This is a genomic window from Rhizorhabdus sp. (assembly GCF_018006725.1).
GTDB lineage: Bacteria > Pseudomonadota > Alphaproteobacteria > Sphingomonadales > Sphingomonadaceae > Rhizorhabdus.
Map to the genome: position 1 here is coordinate 19,055 of NZ_JAGMXV010000010.1, position 14,065 is coordinate 33,119.

The 14,065-nt window shown below is 65.4% G+C and carries 14 protein-coding genes; 8 read left to right on the forward strand and 6 right to left on the reverse strand.

Annotated elements, in window-relative coordinates; translation table 11 throughout:
* Positions 1-21: 21 nt before the first annotated feature.
* Positions 22-1,179: an acyltransferase gene (locus KAY22_RS02960; protein ID WP_296619798.1), complete on the forward strand. Its 1,158-nt coding sequence runs from the start codon at positions 22-24 to the stop codon at positions 1,177-1,179.
* Positions 1,180-1,191: 12 nt separating this feature from the next.
* Positions 1,192-1,647, forward strand: a complete 456-nt coding sequence (locus tag KAY22_RS02965) for a DUF4440 domain-containing protein (protein WP_296619800.1) — start codon at positions 1,192-1,194, stop codon at positions 1,645-1,647.
* Here the strand turns inward: KAY22_RS02965 and KAY22_RS02970 are convergent.
* The 6 genes from KAY22_RS02970 to KAY22_RS02995 form a co-directional block, all read right to left on the reverse strand.
* Complete coding sequence (locus KAY22_RS02970) at positions 1,644-2,135, reverse strand: DUF305 domain-containing protein (protein ID WP_296619802.1); 492 nt, start codon at positions 2,133-2,135, stop codon at positions 1,644-1,646. The genes KAY22_RS02965 and KAY22_RS02970 overlap by 4 nt on opposite strands.
* Before the next feature lie 109 nt (positions 2,136-2,244).
* On the reverse strand, positions 2,245-2,820 hold the full coding sequence (locus KAY22_RS02975; protein WP_296619804.1) for an RNA polymerase sigma factor: 576 nt from the start codon (positions 2,818-2,820) through the stop codon (positions 2,245-2,247).
* The gene (locus KAY22_RS02980; protein WP_296619806.1) at positions 2,817-3,260 is read right to left on the reverse strand and encodes a periplasmic heavy metal sensor; all 444 of its coding nucleotides are present in this window, start codon (positions 3,258-3,260) and stop codon (positions 2,817-2,819) included. The genes KAY22_RS02975 and KAY22_RS02980 overlap by 4 nt, the downstream gene beginning before the upstream one ends.
* Complete coding sequence (locus tag KAY22_RS02985; RefSeq protein ID WP_296619808.1) at positions 3,257-3,580, reverse strand: hypothetical protein; 324 nt, start codon at positions 3,578-3,580, stop codon at positions 3,257-3,259. The genes KAY22_RS02980 and KAY22_RS02985 overlap by 4 nt, the downstream gene beginning before the upstream one ends.
* 71 nt (positions 3,581-3,651) lie before the next feature.
* Entirely contained in the window at positions 3,652-3,927 is a 276-nt protein-coding gene (locus tag KAY22_RS02990; RefSeq protein ID WP_296619811.1) for a metal-sensitive transcriptional regulator, read from the reverse strand.
* Positions 3,928-4,004: 77 nt separating this feature from the next.
* Positions 4,005-4,211, reverse strand: a complete 207-nt coding sequence (locus KAY22_RS02995; RefSeq protein ID WP_296619878.1) for a hypothetical protein — start codon at positions 4,209-4,211, stop codon at positions 4,005-4,007.
* On the opposite strand from KAY22_RS02995, the gene KAY22_RS03000 reads away from it, so the two are divergent.
* The 6 genes from KAY22_RS03000 to KAY22_RS03025 all read left to right on the forward strand — a co-directional run bounded on the left by KAY22_RS03000 (position 4,152) and on the right by KAY22_RS03025 (position 14,052).
* Complete coding sequence (locus tag KAY22_RS03000) at positions 4,152-6,413, forward strand: heavy metal translocating P-type ATPase (RefSeq protein ID WP_296619875.1); 2,262 nt, start codon at positions 4,152-4,154, stop codon at positions 6,411-6,413. The two genes, KAY22_RS02995 and KAY22_RS03000, sit on opposite strands and share 60 nt — an antisense overlap.
* Before the next feature lie 100 nt (positions 6,414-6,513).
* Complete coding sequence (locus KAY22_RS03005; protein ID WP_296619814.1) at positions 6,514-7,614, forward strand: acyltransferase; 1,101 nt, start codon at positions 6,514-6,516, stop codon at positions 7,612-7,614.
* A 75-nt stretch (positions 7,615-7,689) separates the two neighbouring features.
* Positions 7,690-8,067 carry a hypothetical protein gene (locus KAY22_RS03010; RefSeq protein ID WP_296619815.1) on the forward strand — a complete coding sequence of 126 codons (378 nt, stop codon included), beginning with the start codon at positions 7,690-7,692 and terminating at the stop codon, positions 8,065-8,067.
* A 164-nt stretch (positions 8,068-8,231) separates the two neighbouring features.
* Positions 8,232-9,461 (forward strand): TolC family protein, encoded by a 1,230-nt coding sequence (locus KAY22_RS03015; RefSeq protein ID WP_296619817.1) that lies wholly within the window; start codon positions 8,232-8,234, stop codon positions 9,459-9,461.
* Between the two features lie 44 nt (positions 9,462-9,505).
* Complete coding sequence (locus KAY22_RS03020) at positions 9,506-10,921, forward strand: efflux RND transporter periplasmic adaptor subunit (protein WP_366514059.1); 1,416 nt, start codon at positions 9,506-9,508, stop codon at positions 10,919-10,921.
* On the forward strand, positions 10,918-14,052 hold the full coding sequence (locus tag KAY22_RS03025) for an efflux RND transporter permease subunit (protein WP_296619821.1): 3,135 nt from the start codon (positions 10,918-10,920) through the stop codon (positions 14,050-14,052). The genes KAY22_RS03020 and KAY22_RS03025 overlap by 4 nt, the downstream gene beginning before the upstream one ends.
* Positions 14,053-14,065 lie beyond the last annotated feature (13 nt).

Below are 14,065 nucleotides of genomic sequence, written 5' to 3' on the forward strand. Positions count from 1 at the left end.
GAAGCGATCAGCAGGACCAATGTGGGTTCGCCCACCGTCGGAGCGCTCGATGTGAGCGCGGCTGATCGCGCTAAGGGAGTTTTTCCCTCCCAACTCCACAGCCTCACCGCGCTGCGCTTCTTCCTCGCGCTTGGCGTGGTGCTGTTTCATCTGCATCTGGGCTGGCGCTACGACGACATGGCCGTCACCTGGCTGTTCGAGCGCGGGCGGCTCGGGGTCGATGTCTTCTTCATCCTGTCCGGATTCGTGCTGACGCATGTCTATGCCGGCGCGCTTGAGGCTGGGCGGTTCAGTTATCGAAGCTTCTTGACGGCCCGGGTCGCCCGGATCTTTCCGGTGCATGTCCTGGCCCTGGCCGGCATGCTGGTGATGGTGCTGGCGGCGGAGTTGTTGAACCAGGAATATCGCAGCGAGCATTTCACGGCGGTGGGCTTTCTGAAGACCTTGCTGTTGGTTCAGGCTTGGTTTCCGACGAACACCTTGAACGAATGGAATGGTCCGTCCTGGTCGCTCTCGGCCGAATGGTTCGCCTACCTTGCCTTTCCCCTTTTTGCGTGGATCGGCATCCTGCTGCGGCGCCGACCCTGGTTCATCGTGGTCTTGTCCGCGATCCTGTTCATCGGACTGGATGACTTCTACCGTTCGACGTTTGGCAAGCTGCTGACGCATGCGGAGGAAAATCTCGGCATCCTGCGCATCCTTCCCGAATTCCTGCTTGGGGTCGGCCTCTACCATTGGGGTCGCCGGCTGAATCCCGGCCCGATCCTGGCGTGGTTTTGCGCCGGCGCGAGTGTGATCGCGATGCTGCTGGCGATGCATCGCGGTCTCGATGATCGCCTGATTGTCTTCCTTGCCGGGGCCTTGGTCTTGAGCCTGGCGCTGCTATCCAAAGCGCGGAGTGGAGCCCGATCTTCGGGCGGCGTGCTCGTGCTGCTTGGTGAGGCGTCGTACGCACTCTACCTGATCCATATTCCGCTGTTCACCGCCTGGCGCGGCCTGATGGCGGCGCTGCTGGGCAAGCCCAGCTCCTACAAGCTGCACTGGGTAGAGGCCGGGGCCATGCTGCTGGCGGCGCAGGTGATCGCTATCCTTCTTTTCCTGTTCTTCGAACGGCCCGCGCGCGACTGGATCAAGTCGCGATGGGGTGGGCCTCGCGCTCAATCTGCTGAACCTCAATAAGGAACCCGCTTCATGGATCGTCGTACCCTTCTTGCCTCCGCGCCGCTCGGTCTGCTCGCCACCGCCACCCCGGCGCTTGCCGCCGCCGATAGTGGCGCGGTCCAGGCCGTGGAGCATTTTCACGCGGCGATGGGCCGTGGGGATGCGGCCGCTGTCGCTGATCTGCTGCTCGATGACGCGGTGATCTTCGAGCAGGGCGGCGCGGAATCGTCCAAGGCGGAGTATGTCGAGGCGCACCTGCCGGGCGACATCGCCTACAGCCAGGGCATGACCGACACGGTCACCAGCCGGCGCTCCACGGTCGAAGGTGGCGTCGCCTGGGTTCTGACGCAAGGCCGCACCAAGGGCAGCTATGACGGCAAGACGGTCGACCGGCTGACGACCGAGACCATGGTGGTGAAGAAGGCGAAGGCCGGTTGGCGCATCGCCCATATCCACTGGTCGTCGCGAGCGGCGCCTGCCGCTTAGCGGCCGGACTTCTCGTTCAGGATCGCGGTCAGCTGGTCGATCTCGGCCTGCTGACCGGCGATGATGGTCGTGCAAAGCTTGCGCAGGCGCGGATCGGACAGATCGGCTTCGCGGCACATGAGGATCGCGCCCGAATGGTGCGGGATCATCGAGCGCGCGAACTCCTTGTCACCGACAAAGGCCTGTTGGCGGATGGCGAGGAAGCACAGCAGCCCCAGCACCGTCGCACCGAGATAGATCGCGATGTTCCAGCGCCGGTTCTTGTACATCATGCCCATCAGCATGAGCTCGAGAACGACCATCGGGGCGGTCATCAGACCGGCCATGTAGGCCTGATTGAAGCTTGGGTAGACGTTGCTGAGGGTGTTCACCATCGCGTACATCAGAATGTACATCGCGATGAAGGAGAGGATCGTCATCAAGGCGAGCCGGCGATAATGGCCGACCATCATCTGTCGGTGTTCCTGGGCCTTGTCGTGTTGTTCCATGGCGCGTTCCTCTCCTGATGGGTCAGACCCACCCCTCCCTTAGCTACGCAAGGAAGTGCCTTCGCCCTCAGCCGCCATCCCGGAAATTGGCGGCCTGTCCAAGCCGCGGCTAGAGATCCTGCAAGGCGAGCGTTTCGGAGAGCGCCCGACGGGCGCGGTAGACGCGCACTTCGATCGCCTTGGCGGTAAGGCCGAGCAGCTTGCCGGCTTCGTCCTGGGACAGGCCTTCGATGGCGGTGAGGATCAGCGGCTCCTTGAGGCCTGCCGGCAGGTTGGCGATGGCCTGGTCGAGGCGGGTCAGCTGTTCCTGGTCGGAAAGCACGGCCTCGGGCGAGGGATCGTCGGTCGTCAGGTTCTGACCGGTCCAGCTGTCGAGGCCCTCGTTGCGGGTCAGCCAGCGGCGCACCGTGCGGCGCCGCGACCAGTCCCGGCATTTGTTGAGGGCGATGCGGCGCAGCCAGGTCGGGAACGGCCGCCCCCGGTCATAGCGGTTCAGCGCGCCCCAAGCGGCGGTGAAGCTCTCCTGCAAGAGATCGTAGGCTTCGTCGGCGTCGCCGGTGTAGCGGCGGATGAAGCGGTAGAGCCCATCCTTGTGGCGTTGCATCAGCCACGAGAAGGCGCGCTCGTCGCCCGCGACCGCGCCGGCGGCAAGTTCTGCGTCAGACGGCTCTGACGCCGCGCTCACCGTCCCTCTTCGGTGAGCGCCGAGACGATTTCTGCGTCGAAGGTCTTTGCCTGTTCGGGCGTCAGCACCGAGCGCATGTCGAAGACATGGGCGATCGTCGCCTTCTGCAGCGCGCCCATCGCCATGTGCAGATGATCGATGGCGGCGTTCAGCTCCGGCGAATCCTTCTCACCCTTCTGGATCGCGACGGCGAGTTCGCGGTTGGCGGAGCGGATTTCGCCTTCCAGCCGCTTGCGTTCGGAAGCGTAGCTCTTCTCGATGGCATCCAGCCGCCGCGATTGTTCGGGCGTAAGGTCGAGGTTCTTGTGCACCATGTCGTGCAGCGACGGCCGGCCCGTGTGGTGACTGACCACATAGTGCGCGCACAGCCAGGCGCCGCCCCCGGCGGCCAGCACCACGAGGACGATGGTCAGGATCAGGTTTCGAAGGCCCGGTTTCATCCATGTCCCTCCAACAGTTCGGACGGGGCGAGTGACGGTGTGGTGAGTTGCGCGGCCTGCTGCGAGCGCAGTGCGGCGGTAGCTTCGGCCCCGCCGAGCGCAACGCCCGTGACCAGCGCGAAGGAAGCGGCCAGCATCTGGGCGGTCCGCCATTGGCGTTCGAGCACGGCATTGGCCCGCACGGCGCGCACGCGTTCCCAGACCCGGTCTTCGAGCCCATGGAGCATCGGCGCGGCGGTGGTGGCGCGCAACGAGCGCAGTGTTTGATCGAGCGTATTCATGAAGCGGCGCACCTCCCGCACCCCCTTGCTGATACGCATCAGGCCCGCTGATCCCTCACGCGTGCGAGGGATGGGCGTCGGGGCTGCGTAGAAAGAGGTAGGCGCGCCGGTCATCGCAGGGACCGTTGCAGAATGGCGACCAGTTCATCGGCCTTGGCGCGCTGTTCCGCGGCATCGCCGCTGGCGAAGGCGGTGGTGACGCAGTGGTCGATATGCTCGCGAAGAAGCTCTTGCTCGACCTTGTTGAGCGCGGCCCGGACCGCCTGGAACTGGGTGAGGATGTCGATGCAATAGCGGTCATCCTCGACCATCCGGCCGATGCCCCGGACTTGGCCTTCGACCCGGTTCAAGCGGTTCAGGAGTTTGGCTTTGTTTTCACGATGCATGGTTCACCTATCGCCACAACCCTATACCCCCACGGGGTAATTGACAAGTACCCTATGGGGGTATATCTCAGCCCCAATCACCAATGCCCCCCGGGGGTATACAAGCGAAGGAGGTCGTCGTGAGCGATCATCAGCATGGACACGATCATGATCACCACGGCCATAGCTGCTGTTCCGCCAAACCGAAGGTGGACGCCCACGCGGTGACCGACCCGGTCTGCGGCATGAGTGTCGATCCGGCGACCACCCCGCACCATGCCGAGCACCAGGGCGACGCCTTCCATTTCTGCTCGGCGGGTTGCCGTACCAAGTTTACCGCCGATCCGCAGAAATACCTCTCCAAGGATCGCGCCGAAGACCCGCCTGCCCCACCCGGCACGATCTACACCTGCCCGATGCACCCCGAGATCCGTCAGGTCGGACCGGGCAGCTGTCCGATCTGTGGCATGGCGCTGGAGCCGGAGACGATCACCGCCGATAGCGGCCCCAACCCCGAACTCGCCGACATGACACGCCGCTTCTGGGTGGCAGTCGCCTTGAGCCTGCCGGTCTTCGCATTGGAGATGGGCGGCCATCTGTTCAACCTGCACCATTACGTGCCCGGCCAGTGGTCGAACTGGATTCAGTTCGCGCTCGCCACGCCGGTCGTGCTCTGGGCCGGTTGGCCCTTCTTCGAACGGGGCTGGGCCTCGCTCAAAACCCGTAACCTCAACATGTTCACGCTGATCGCCATGGGCGTTGGCGTGGCCTGGGTCTACAGCGTGGTGGCGGTCGCCGTCCCCCAGATATTCCCCGACGCCTTCCGCAAGGAAGACGGCAGCGTGCCCGTCTATTTTGAAGCGGCGGCGGTGATCACCGCGCTGGTCCTGCTGGGCCAGGTGCTGGAACTGCAGGCGCGTGAACGCACCTCGGGCGCGCTCAAGGCCTTGCTCGATCTCGCACCGAAAATGGCGCGCCGTCTGCGCGACGACGGAACCGATGAAGAGGTGTCGCTGGACCTGATCGCGGTCGGCGATCGGCTGCGCGTGCGCCCCGGCGAGAAGGTGCCGGTCGATGGGTCGATCCTTGAGGGCCGCGCCGCGCTCGATGAATCGATGGTCACCGGAGAATCCATGCCGGTGACCCGCGAGATCGGCGATGCCGTCATCGGCGGCGCGATCAACAAGACGGGCTCGTTCGTGATGCGCGCCGACAAGGTCGGGGCCGACACGTTGCTTTCGCAGATCGTGCAAATGGTGGCGCAGGCGCAGCGCTCCCGCGCGCCGATCCAGCGGCTGGCCGATAAGGTTTCCGGCTGGTTCGTGCCGGCGGTGATCGCGGTCGCGGTCATCGCCTTTATCGCCTGGGCCGTGGTGGGGCCGGACCCCCGTTTCAGCTATGCGCTCGTGGCGGCGGTCTCGGTGCTCATCATCGCCTGTCCCTGTGCGCTGGGCCTTGCGACCCCGATCTCGATCATGGTGGGGGTCGGTCGTGGCGCCCAGGCCGGCGTGCTGATCAAGAACGCCGAAGCGCTGGAGCGCTTTGAGAAGCTCGACACCCTGGTCATCGACAAGACGGGCACGCTGACCGAAGGCCGCCCCTCGGTCACGGCGATCACGCCGGTGGAAGGCGTGGATCGCCTCACGTTGCTGCGCTTGGCGGCAAGCCTTGAGCGTGGCTCGGAGCACCCGCTGGCCGACGCCATCCTGCGCGCCGCCGCCGATGAAGCGGTCGATCTGACGGAGGCCAGCGAGTTCGATTCCCCGGTGGGCCGCGGCGTGCTCGGCATTGTCGAAGGACAACGCGTCGCCATCGGCAGCCGCCGCTTCATCGCTGAGCAAGGCGCCGATATCACCCCGCTGGATCCCCAGGCTGACGCGTTGCGCCGCACCGGCGCAACGGTCGTCTACGTGGCGTTTGATGGAAGGCTGGCCGGGCTGATCGGTATCGCCGATCCGATCAAGGCCGGGGCGCGGGCTGCGATCGACGCCTTGAAGGCGGATGGTCTGCGCATCGTCATGATGACGGGCGACAACGAGACCACCGCCCGCGCCGTGGCCGACACGCTCGGCATCACCGAAGTCGCGGCGGAAGTGCTGCCGCAAGACAAGGCGTCGGTGGTGGAAAAGCTACGCGGTGAAGGCCGGGTCGTGGCGATGGCCGGTGACGGGGTGAACGATGCCCCGGCCCTGGCGGCGGCCGATGTCGGTATCGCGATGGGCGCCGGCGCGGATGTCGCCATCGAGAGCGCGGGCGTGACCCTGCTCAAGGGAGAGCTGGGCGGGATCGTCAAGGCGCGCATGCTGTCGCGGGCAGTGATGCGCAACATCCGCCAGAACCTGTTCTTCGCCTTCATCTACAATGTGGGCGGGGTGCCGATTGCGGCGGGGATTCTGTACCCGGTGTTCGGCGTGCTGCTCTCGCCGGCCATTGCGGCGCTGGCGATGGCGCTGTCCTCGGTCAGCGTCATCGGCAATGCGCTTCGCCTGCGCGCGGTGCGTCTGTAGAAAAATCCGCCCGCATCGCTCCGGCGTGAGGGATGCGGGCGCGAGCGCCGTATAGCCCCTAAAGGGGCTTGGCCAACGAGCCCTCTGCACGGGGGCGCGCATGTATCCGAATGATATTCGGCCGTTGACGTCGTTGCGGATCGCGGCCGCGTTGTGGGTGTTGGTCTACCATTTCCGGGACCATCTCGGTCTGGATGTCGACCGGCTGGGTTTTGTCGCCAAGGGCTATCTGGGCGTCGATCTCTTCTTCATCCTGTCGGGCTTCATCCTGAGCCACGTCTATCTCGGCCGCGTCGAGGAAAAGCGCTTCAACTACGGATCGTTCCTCTGGGCGCGCCTGTCGCGCATCTACCCGGTCCACCTGGTGACGCTGGCGGCGACGGTTGCGATCTGGCTGGTCGCCATGAAGCTGGGCGCACGCTTCGATCCGGTCGCCTTCGATCCGTTGGTGCTGCCCCAGCACCTGCTGCTCATTCACGCCTGGGGAACGACCCCATCGGTGCAGTGGAATTTCCCCTCCTGGTCGATTTCGGCGGAATGGTTCGCCTACCTGATTTTCCCGCTCGCGGCGCTGTTGGTGCTGGCGCTGCGACGCCTTGCCTGGCTCGCGGTCGCGCTCTCGCTGGGCCTGTTCTTCGTCATGTTCTGGAGCGTGGAATCGAACGGTCTGCCGCTTTCGGAAGTGACCCGGCTGGGCATCATCCGCATCGTGCCAGCGTTCCTGTTTGGCGCCGCGCTCTATCAGTTGGGCCGGACGGTGGTGCTGCCGGGCTTTGCGGCGCTGCTTGGGGCGAGCCTCGCCGTCCTGTGGATCGTCGTTGGGTCCAGCCTGCATTGGAGCGACGCCGCGATCTGGCCGGCCTTCGGCTTGCTGATCTTCTCGCTGGCCGAAGCCTCCAAGACGAACCCGCGCGGTGTGCTGGGTTCGGTCGCGCTCGTCTATCTGGGGGAGGTTTCCTACTCGGTCTACATGGCGCACCTGCCGGTCGATATCGCCTACTTCCACGCGCTCGACCGCATCGCCCCGAACCTGTCGGGCGCGGCGGCCTGGGCCGCCTGGCTCGGGGTTTTCGTGGCGACGCTCATCGCTTCGATCGCCCTCTATCACCTGGTCGAACGCCCGGCACGCAACTGGATGCGCGCGCATGATCCATTCTTGCGCAAGCCGCCTTCCGAACCCAACCATGAACCGGTGATCTGATGTTGGTGCGGATCAGTGGGGATAGAATGAAGAAGATGATGCCTGTTTTAACGCGTGATGATTTAGATTGATCTGATGTTCCGCCTACTGCTCACCGCCGTGTTTTCGATAGCGATGCTGGTCAATCCAGTGCTCGCTGCGACAGCGCGTGTTGATTGCGAGCAGGCGATGAGCCAGGCCGACGCGCCGGTCAAGGCAAGTGATCAAACGGCCTCCGATGAAGCCATGATGGCGAGCAGCTGGGGGGAAGACCCGTGCTGCGACCATAACAAGACGGCAACCGAGTGCGCCAAGGGCTGCGCGGCATTACACATCATGAGCGCTGCGCCACCGCCGACTTCCTCCGCGCTCGTGGTGTTCATCGATGGTGACGTCGGCCCTGGGCGGCCGGCGTTGAGCCCTTCGACCTTCGACCCAAACGGCCTCGAACGACCACCCAAGCTTCACGGCTGACCCAACCCACAGCGCACGCTGCGGGATGAGCTGCGCCTGGAGCATGCGGGCGGCGCATGGCGCCCCCCCATTGTCGCTCCGCATGAGCGCACGCCGCCCCGGCGATGCCTGGCACACCCCCGTTTTTGAACGACCGGGCGCATTGCGCCCGAGGAACCATGCCTATGCGATTGCCATCATTTTTCGTCGCGGCCTGCCTGCTTGCCGGCCCGGCGCTCGCCGAACCACTCACCTTTGATCAGGCCATCGCCCGTGCGGTCGCCGAAGGCCCCTCTGCTCGCGCCGCCGGCCTTGAGATCGATGCCGCAAAACGCGACGCGGCGGCGGCTGGTCGCCTGCCGGACCCGAGTTTGAACTTCGGGATCATCAACTATCCGGTCTCCGGCCCGGTGGCGGGACGCTTTGATGGCGATAGCGGCACGATGCAGACCATCGGGATCAGCCAGGACGTACCAAGCGGCGCGCGGCGCGAAGCGGAGCGGACCAGGGCCGGAGCGGACATCGCGGCGGCACAGGCACGAAGTCGGATGACCGAGCGGGAAATCCAGGTCGCAACGGCGCTCGCCTGGATCGACCTCTATTACGCCAAGCGGCGTCTGGCCGCTGTCGATGACGTCTTGCGGGAGCTGGAGCCTCTTTGGGCGAGCAGCGGTGCGGGCGTGGCTTCCGGGACCATGCGCCCTGGGCAAGCGCTGGAGCCGTTGCAAATGAAGGCGGCTCTGCAGGATCGACGCAGCGAACTGGCGGCGGCCGTCGGCAAGGCACGCGCCGAACTGGTTCGGTGGACCGGCGATCCGCTGGCGGATGTCGCCGGCGCGCCGCCTCCCTTCACGGTCGACGCGGTCTCGCTGCGCGCCGGCATCGATCGCCACCCCATGCTTCTGGAGTTCGACGCCCGCGTCCGGCAAGCGCGCGCGGACGTTGGACTGGCTGAGGCCGGAAAGCGCCCGGACTGGAATTTTGGCCTGAGCTATGGACGGCGCGATCCGATGTACGGCGACATGGTCTCCGCCACGGCGACGGTCAGTCTGCCGCTGTTTGGGGAACGACGGCAGGATTCGCGGATCGCGGCGCGCCGGATCGACGCGTCGCGCCTCGAGATGGAGCGCGAAAGCGCCCGCCGCGCGCTTGTCGCCGCGCTCGAAGCGGACTTGGCCGAACATGCCATGCACCAGGACCAGTGGGTGCGGGCGCGCGACGTGACGCTGTCACTCGCCAGGGAGCGCGCCGACCTTGAAACGGCGAGCTACGGCGCGGGCCGCACGAGCTTAGCCGATGTCATCGCAGCGCTGACGGGGCTCGCCGAGGCACAGCTTGCGATGCTCGACCGCGAGGCGCTGGTCGCTCGCGACGGCGCCCGAATTGTCATGACCTATGGGGGAGAAGGCCAATGAAACATATTCCAACAACTTGGCCTCAGCTGGCGGGGGCCGCCCTGTTGATCGCGCTCCTCGCCGGGGCTGCGGGCTGGGGCTTGGCCTCGCGGCAACGGCCGGTGGATCCAGGTCAGTCGGCGGATGGGCGCACCGTGCTCTATTGGTACGACCCGATGGTTCCCGGACAGCGCTTCGACAAGCCGGGAAAATCGCCCTTCATGGACATGCAGCTCGTCCCCAAATACGCCGATGAGGCTGGGACGGCGGGTGTGTCGATCGATCCGGCCGCGCAGCAAAGCCTTGGCATGCGGGTGGCGACCGCCCGAAGCGGCATGCTCGATCAACGTCTGACGGTCTCGGGCACTGTCGAGTTCGATCAACGCAGCGTCGCCATTGTTCAGGCGCGTGCGGGTGGGTTTGTTCAACGTGTGTATGCGCGCGCGCCGGGCGACATCGTCGCACGCAACGCCCCGCTCGCGGACATACTGGTCCCGGAATGGGCTGGTGCGCAGAGCGAGTTCCTGGCGGTGCGGCGGGGCGGTTCGCCAGCGCTGATCGCCGCGGCTCGGCAGCGGCTCGTGCTTCTGGGGATGCCGCCCGAGCTCATCGCGCGCGTGGAGCGCAGCGGCAAACCGCAGAATCTCTTCACCGTGACGACGCCGATGGATGGGGTGATCAAGGCTCTGAATGTCCGCGCCGGCATGAACGTCATGGCGGGCCAGACCCTCGCGGAGATCAACGGCGTGGGCCGCGTCTGGGTCGTCGCCTCCGTTGCGCAAGCTCAGGCTGGAAGGATTGGCGACGGGCGCTCGGCGCAGATTGCCGTCGATGCGTTTCCGGGCCGGGTGTTCACCGGCCAGGTTCGGGCCATTCTTCCGGAAGCGCAAAGCGCCAGCCGGACGGTGCAGGTCCGCATCGAGGTTGATAATCGTGACGGCCAACTCCGTCCCGGGATGTTTGCCCGGGTGGAATTGTCCGGGCCGAAGATGGAAGCGGCGGTGCTCGTACCTGCCGAAGCGGTGATCCGCACGGGTCAGCGCAGCTTGGTCATGGTCGTCAGGGATGGTGGGCGTTACGAAGCGCGAACGGTTCGGGTGGGTCGCGAAGCCAACGCCGAAATCGAGATTCTCGAAGGCCTCGTGGCCGGCGAACGTATCGTTGCGTCGGGACAGTTTCTGCTGGATTCCGAGGCGAGCCTGAGCGGCGTCGGATCGACCACGCCGCCGTCGGCGGCACCCAAGAGCCCGACCATGTACGACGCACAGGGCCGGGTTGAGGCCGTATCGCCGCGCTCGGTCACGCTTTCCCACGGGCCGGTTCCTGCACTGAACTGGCCGGCCATGACGATGGAATTCCGGATAACCGACGCCGCGTTGCTGCGCGGCATCAAGGTTGGCGATGAAGTGCAGGTACGTTTCGATCAGCGTGACGGCGAGACGACCATCCGCAGCCTGACCCGATCGGGAGGCCGGCCATGATTGCATCGGTCATCCGCTGGTCTGTCGCCAACCGATTTGTCGTGCTGATGATGACGCTGGTGGTGGTGGTCGCGGGCATTTGGGCGGTGCGCACCACCCCGATCGACGCCCTGCCCGATCTGTCCGACGTGCAGGTCATCATTCGAACGAGCTACGCGAACCAGCCGCCGCAGGTGGTCGAGGATCAGGTCACCTATCCGCTGACCACGACGATGCTGTCCGTGCCGGGCGTGAAGACGGTCCGGGGCTACTCCTTCTTCGGCGACAGCTTTGTCTACGTGTTGTTCGAGGATGGCACCGATCTCTATTGGGCCCGCTCGCGCGCGCTGGAGTACCTCAACCAGGCGCAAGGCCGATTGCCGGAAGCAGCCAGATCGGCGCTCGGTCCGGACGCGACGGGGGTCGGATGGGTCTATGAATACGCCTTGGTGGATCGCAGCGGGCGGCATGACCTGTCCCAACTGCGCGGCCTGCAGGACTGGTTCCTACGCTACGAACTCAAGTCCATCCCCGGCGTCGCCGAGGTGGCGAGCGTGGGTGGGATGGCGCGGCAGTACCAGGTCGTCGTCGATCCCGTGAAACTCGCCGGCTACGGCGTCACCTTCGGCCAGGTGGTGGAGGCGCTGAAGCGGGGCAACCAGTCGACAGGCGGTTCGGTCATCGAGCTGGCGGAAGCGGAATACATGGTTCGTTCCGGCGGCTATCTGAAGAGCCTTGACGATTTCAGGGCCTTGCCGCTGAAGACCGACGCGGGCGGGGTCGCGGTGCGTCTGGGCGATGTCGCCATCGTTCAGGTCGGACCGGAACTGCGGCGCGGGATCGCCGAGCTGAACGGCGAAGGCGAGGTTGCCGGCGGCGTCATCATCCTGCGTTCAGGAGCTGACGCGCGCGCTACGCTGGCGGCGGTGGAGAAGAAGGTTGCCGAGCTCAAACGGAGCCTGCCTCCTGGCGTCGCGATGGTCACGACCTACGACCGTGCGCCGCTGATCGATCGCGCGGTCGCCAATCTCACCCAGAAGCTGGTCGAAGAGTTCATCGTCGTCGCCTTGGTGTGCGGCCTGTTTCTCTGGCGCGCGCGATCCGCCCTGGTTGCGGTCATCGCGTTGCCGATTGGGGTCTTGGCCGCGTTCATCGTGATGCGCCTGCAGGGGGTGAATGCGAACATCATGTCGCTGGGCGGTGTCGCCATCGCGATCGGTGCGATGGTCGATGCGATTGTTGTGATGGTCGAGAACGCGCACAAGCGGCTGGAGATCTGGCAGGAGGCGCATCCGGGCGAAGAGCTCGACCACCCGACACGTTGGAAGGTGCTTACCGAAGCAGCCGTGGAGGTGGGACCACCGCTGTTCTTCAGCCTTCTGATCATCACCCTGTCGTTCATCCCGGTCTTCACGCTGCAAGCGCAGGAGGGGCGGCTCTTTTCACCGCTGGCCTTCACTAAGACCTACGCCATGGCGGCGGCGGCCATTCTCTCCGTCACCATCGCGCCGGTCCTGATGGGGTATCTGATCCGGGGACGTGTGCCTTCGGAGAATGCCAACCCGATCAATCGCTGGCTGACGGCCATCTACCGTCCTGCGCTGGACTGGGTGTTGCGATATCCCCGTGCAACGCTGCTGGTGGCGGCGATGTTGCTGGCCACCACCGCGTGGCCGCTGACGCATCTGGGCGGTGAGTTTATGCCGCCGATGGCGGAGGGCGATCTTCTCTACATGCCCTCGGCGCTGCCTGGCTTGTCCGCTGCGAAAGCATCGACGCTGCTCCAACAGACCGACCGGATGATCAAGACGGTCCCAGAGGTGGAGAGTGTCTTTGGGAAGGCCGGCCGCGCCGATACCGCAACGGACCCGGCGCCGTTGGAGATGTTTGAAACGACGATCCGCTTCAAACCCCGCGATCAATGGCGGGCGGGCATGACGCAGGAGAAGCTGGTCGCGGAGCTGGATCGCGCCGTGCAGGTGCCGGGCCTGGCTAACGTCTGGGTGCCGCCGATCCGCAACCGCATCGACATGCAGGCAACGGGCGTCAAAAGCCCGATCGGCATCAAAGTCACCGGCTCCGACGCCGGCAAACTCGATGCCATTGCCCAGGAGATTCAGCGGGTCGCCAAAACGGTGCCGGGTGTGCGCTCGGCGCTCGCCGAACGGCTGACAGGTGGACGCTATGTGGATATCGATATCGATCGCGAGGCGGCGGCGCGGTATGGCCTCAACATCGAGGATGTTCAGCAGATCATCTCGGGGGCAGTCGGCGGCGACACTGTGGGCCAGACCGTGGAGGGGCTCGCCCGCTACTCGATCAATGTCCGCTATCCGCGTGAGGTGCGCGATTCCCTCGACGGTTTGCGGATGCTTCCGATCCTCACCGGATCGGGCCAGCAAATTACGCTAGGCAGTGTCGCGTCAGTGCGCATCGTCGACGGCCCTCCGATGCTCAAGAGTGAGAACGGACGTCCCTCGGTCTGGGTCTATGTCGATGTCGGCGAGCGGGACTTGGCCTCAGTCGTGACCGATCTGCAGCGCGCCGTCACGCGCGAGATCACGCTGCCATCGGGTGTAAGCCTGGCCTATTCCGGCCAGTTCGAATACCTGGCGCGCGCTGTCGAACGGCTGACCATCGTGGTGCCTGCAACGCTGTTGATCATCTTCATCCTCCTCTTCCTGACCTTTCGGCGTCTGGACGAGGCGGCCTTGATCCTGTTCACGCTGCCCTTCGCGCTGACCGGAGGGATCTGGACGCTGTATCTGCTGGGCTACCACCAGTCGGTGGCGACAGCGGTGGGCTTCATCGCACTGGCGGGCGTCTCGGCGGAGTTCGGGGTGGTGATGCTGATCTACCTCAAGCATGCGCTTGAGGAGCGGGGTGTGGACCCCTCGCGCGCCGCAATCACCGAGGCGGTGCGTGACGGCGCGGTGCTACGTGTGCGTCCGAAGGCGATGACGGTCGCGGTGATCCTGGCCGGGCTGTTTCCGATCCTGATTGGGCACGGCGCGGGCTCGGAAGTCATGAGCCGTATCGCGGCCCCGATGATCGGTGGAATGATCACCGCACCCCTGCTGTCGATGTTCATCGTGCCGGCCGCATTTCTGTTGCTTCGAAGGCGCAAGCTGCCACTGGCTAGAACCGGGTAGCGGGCGCGCAACG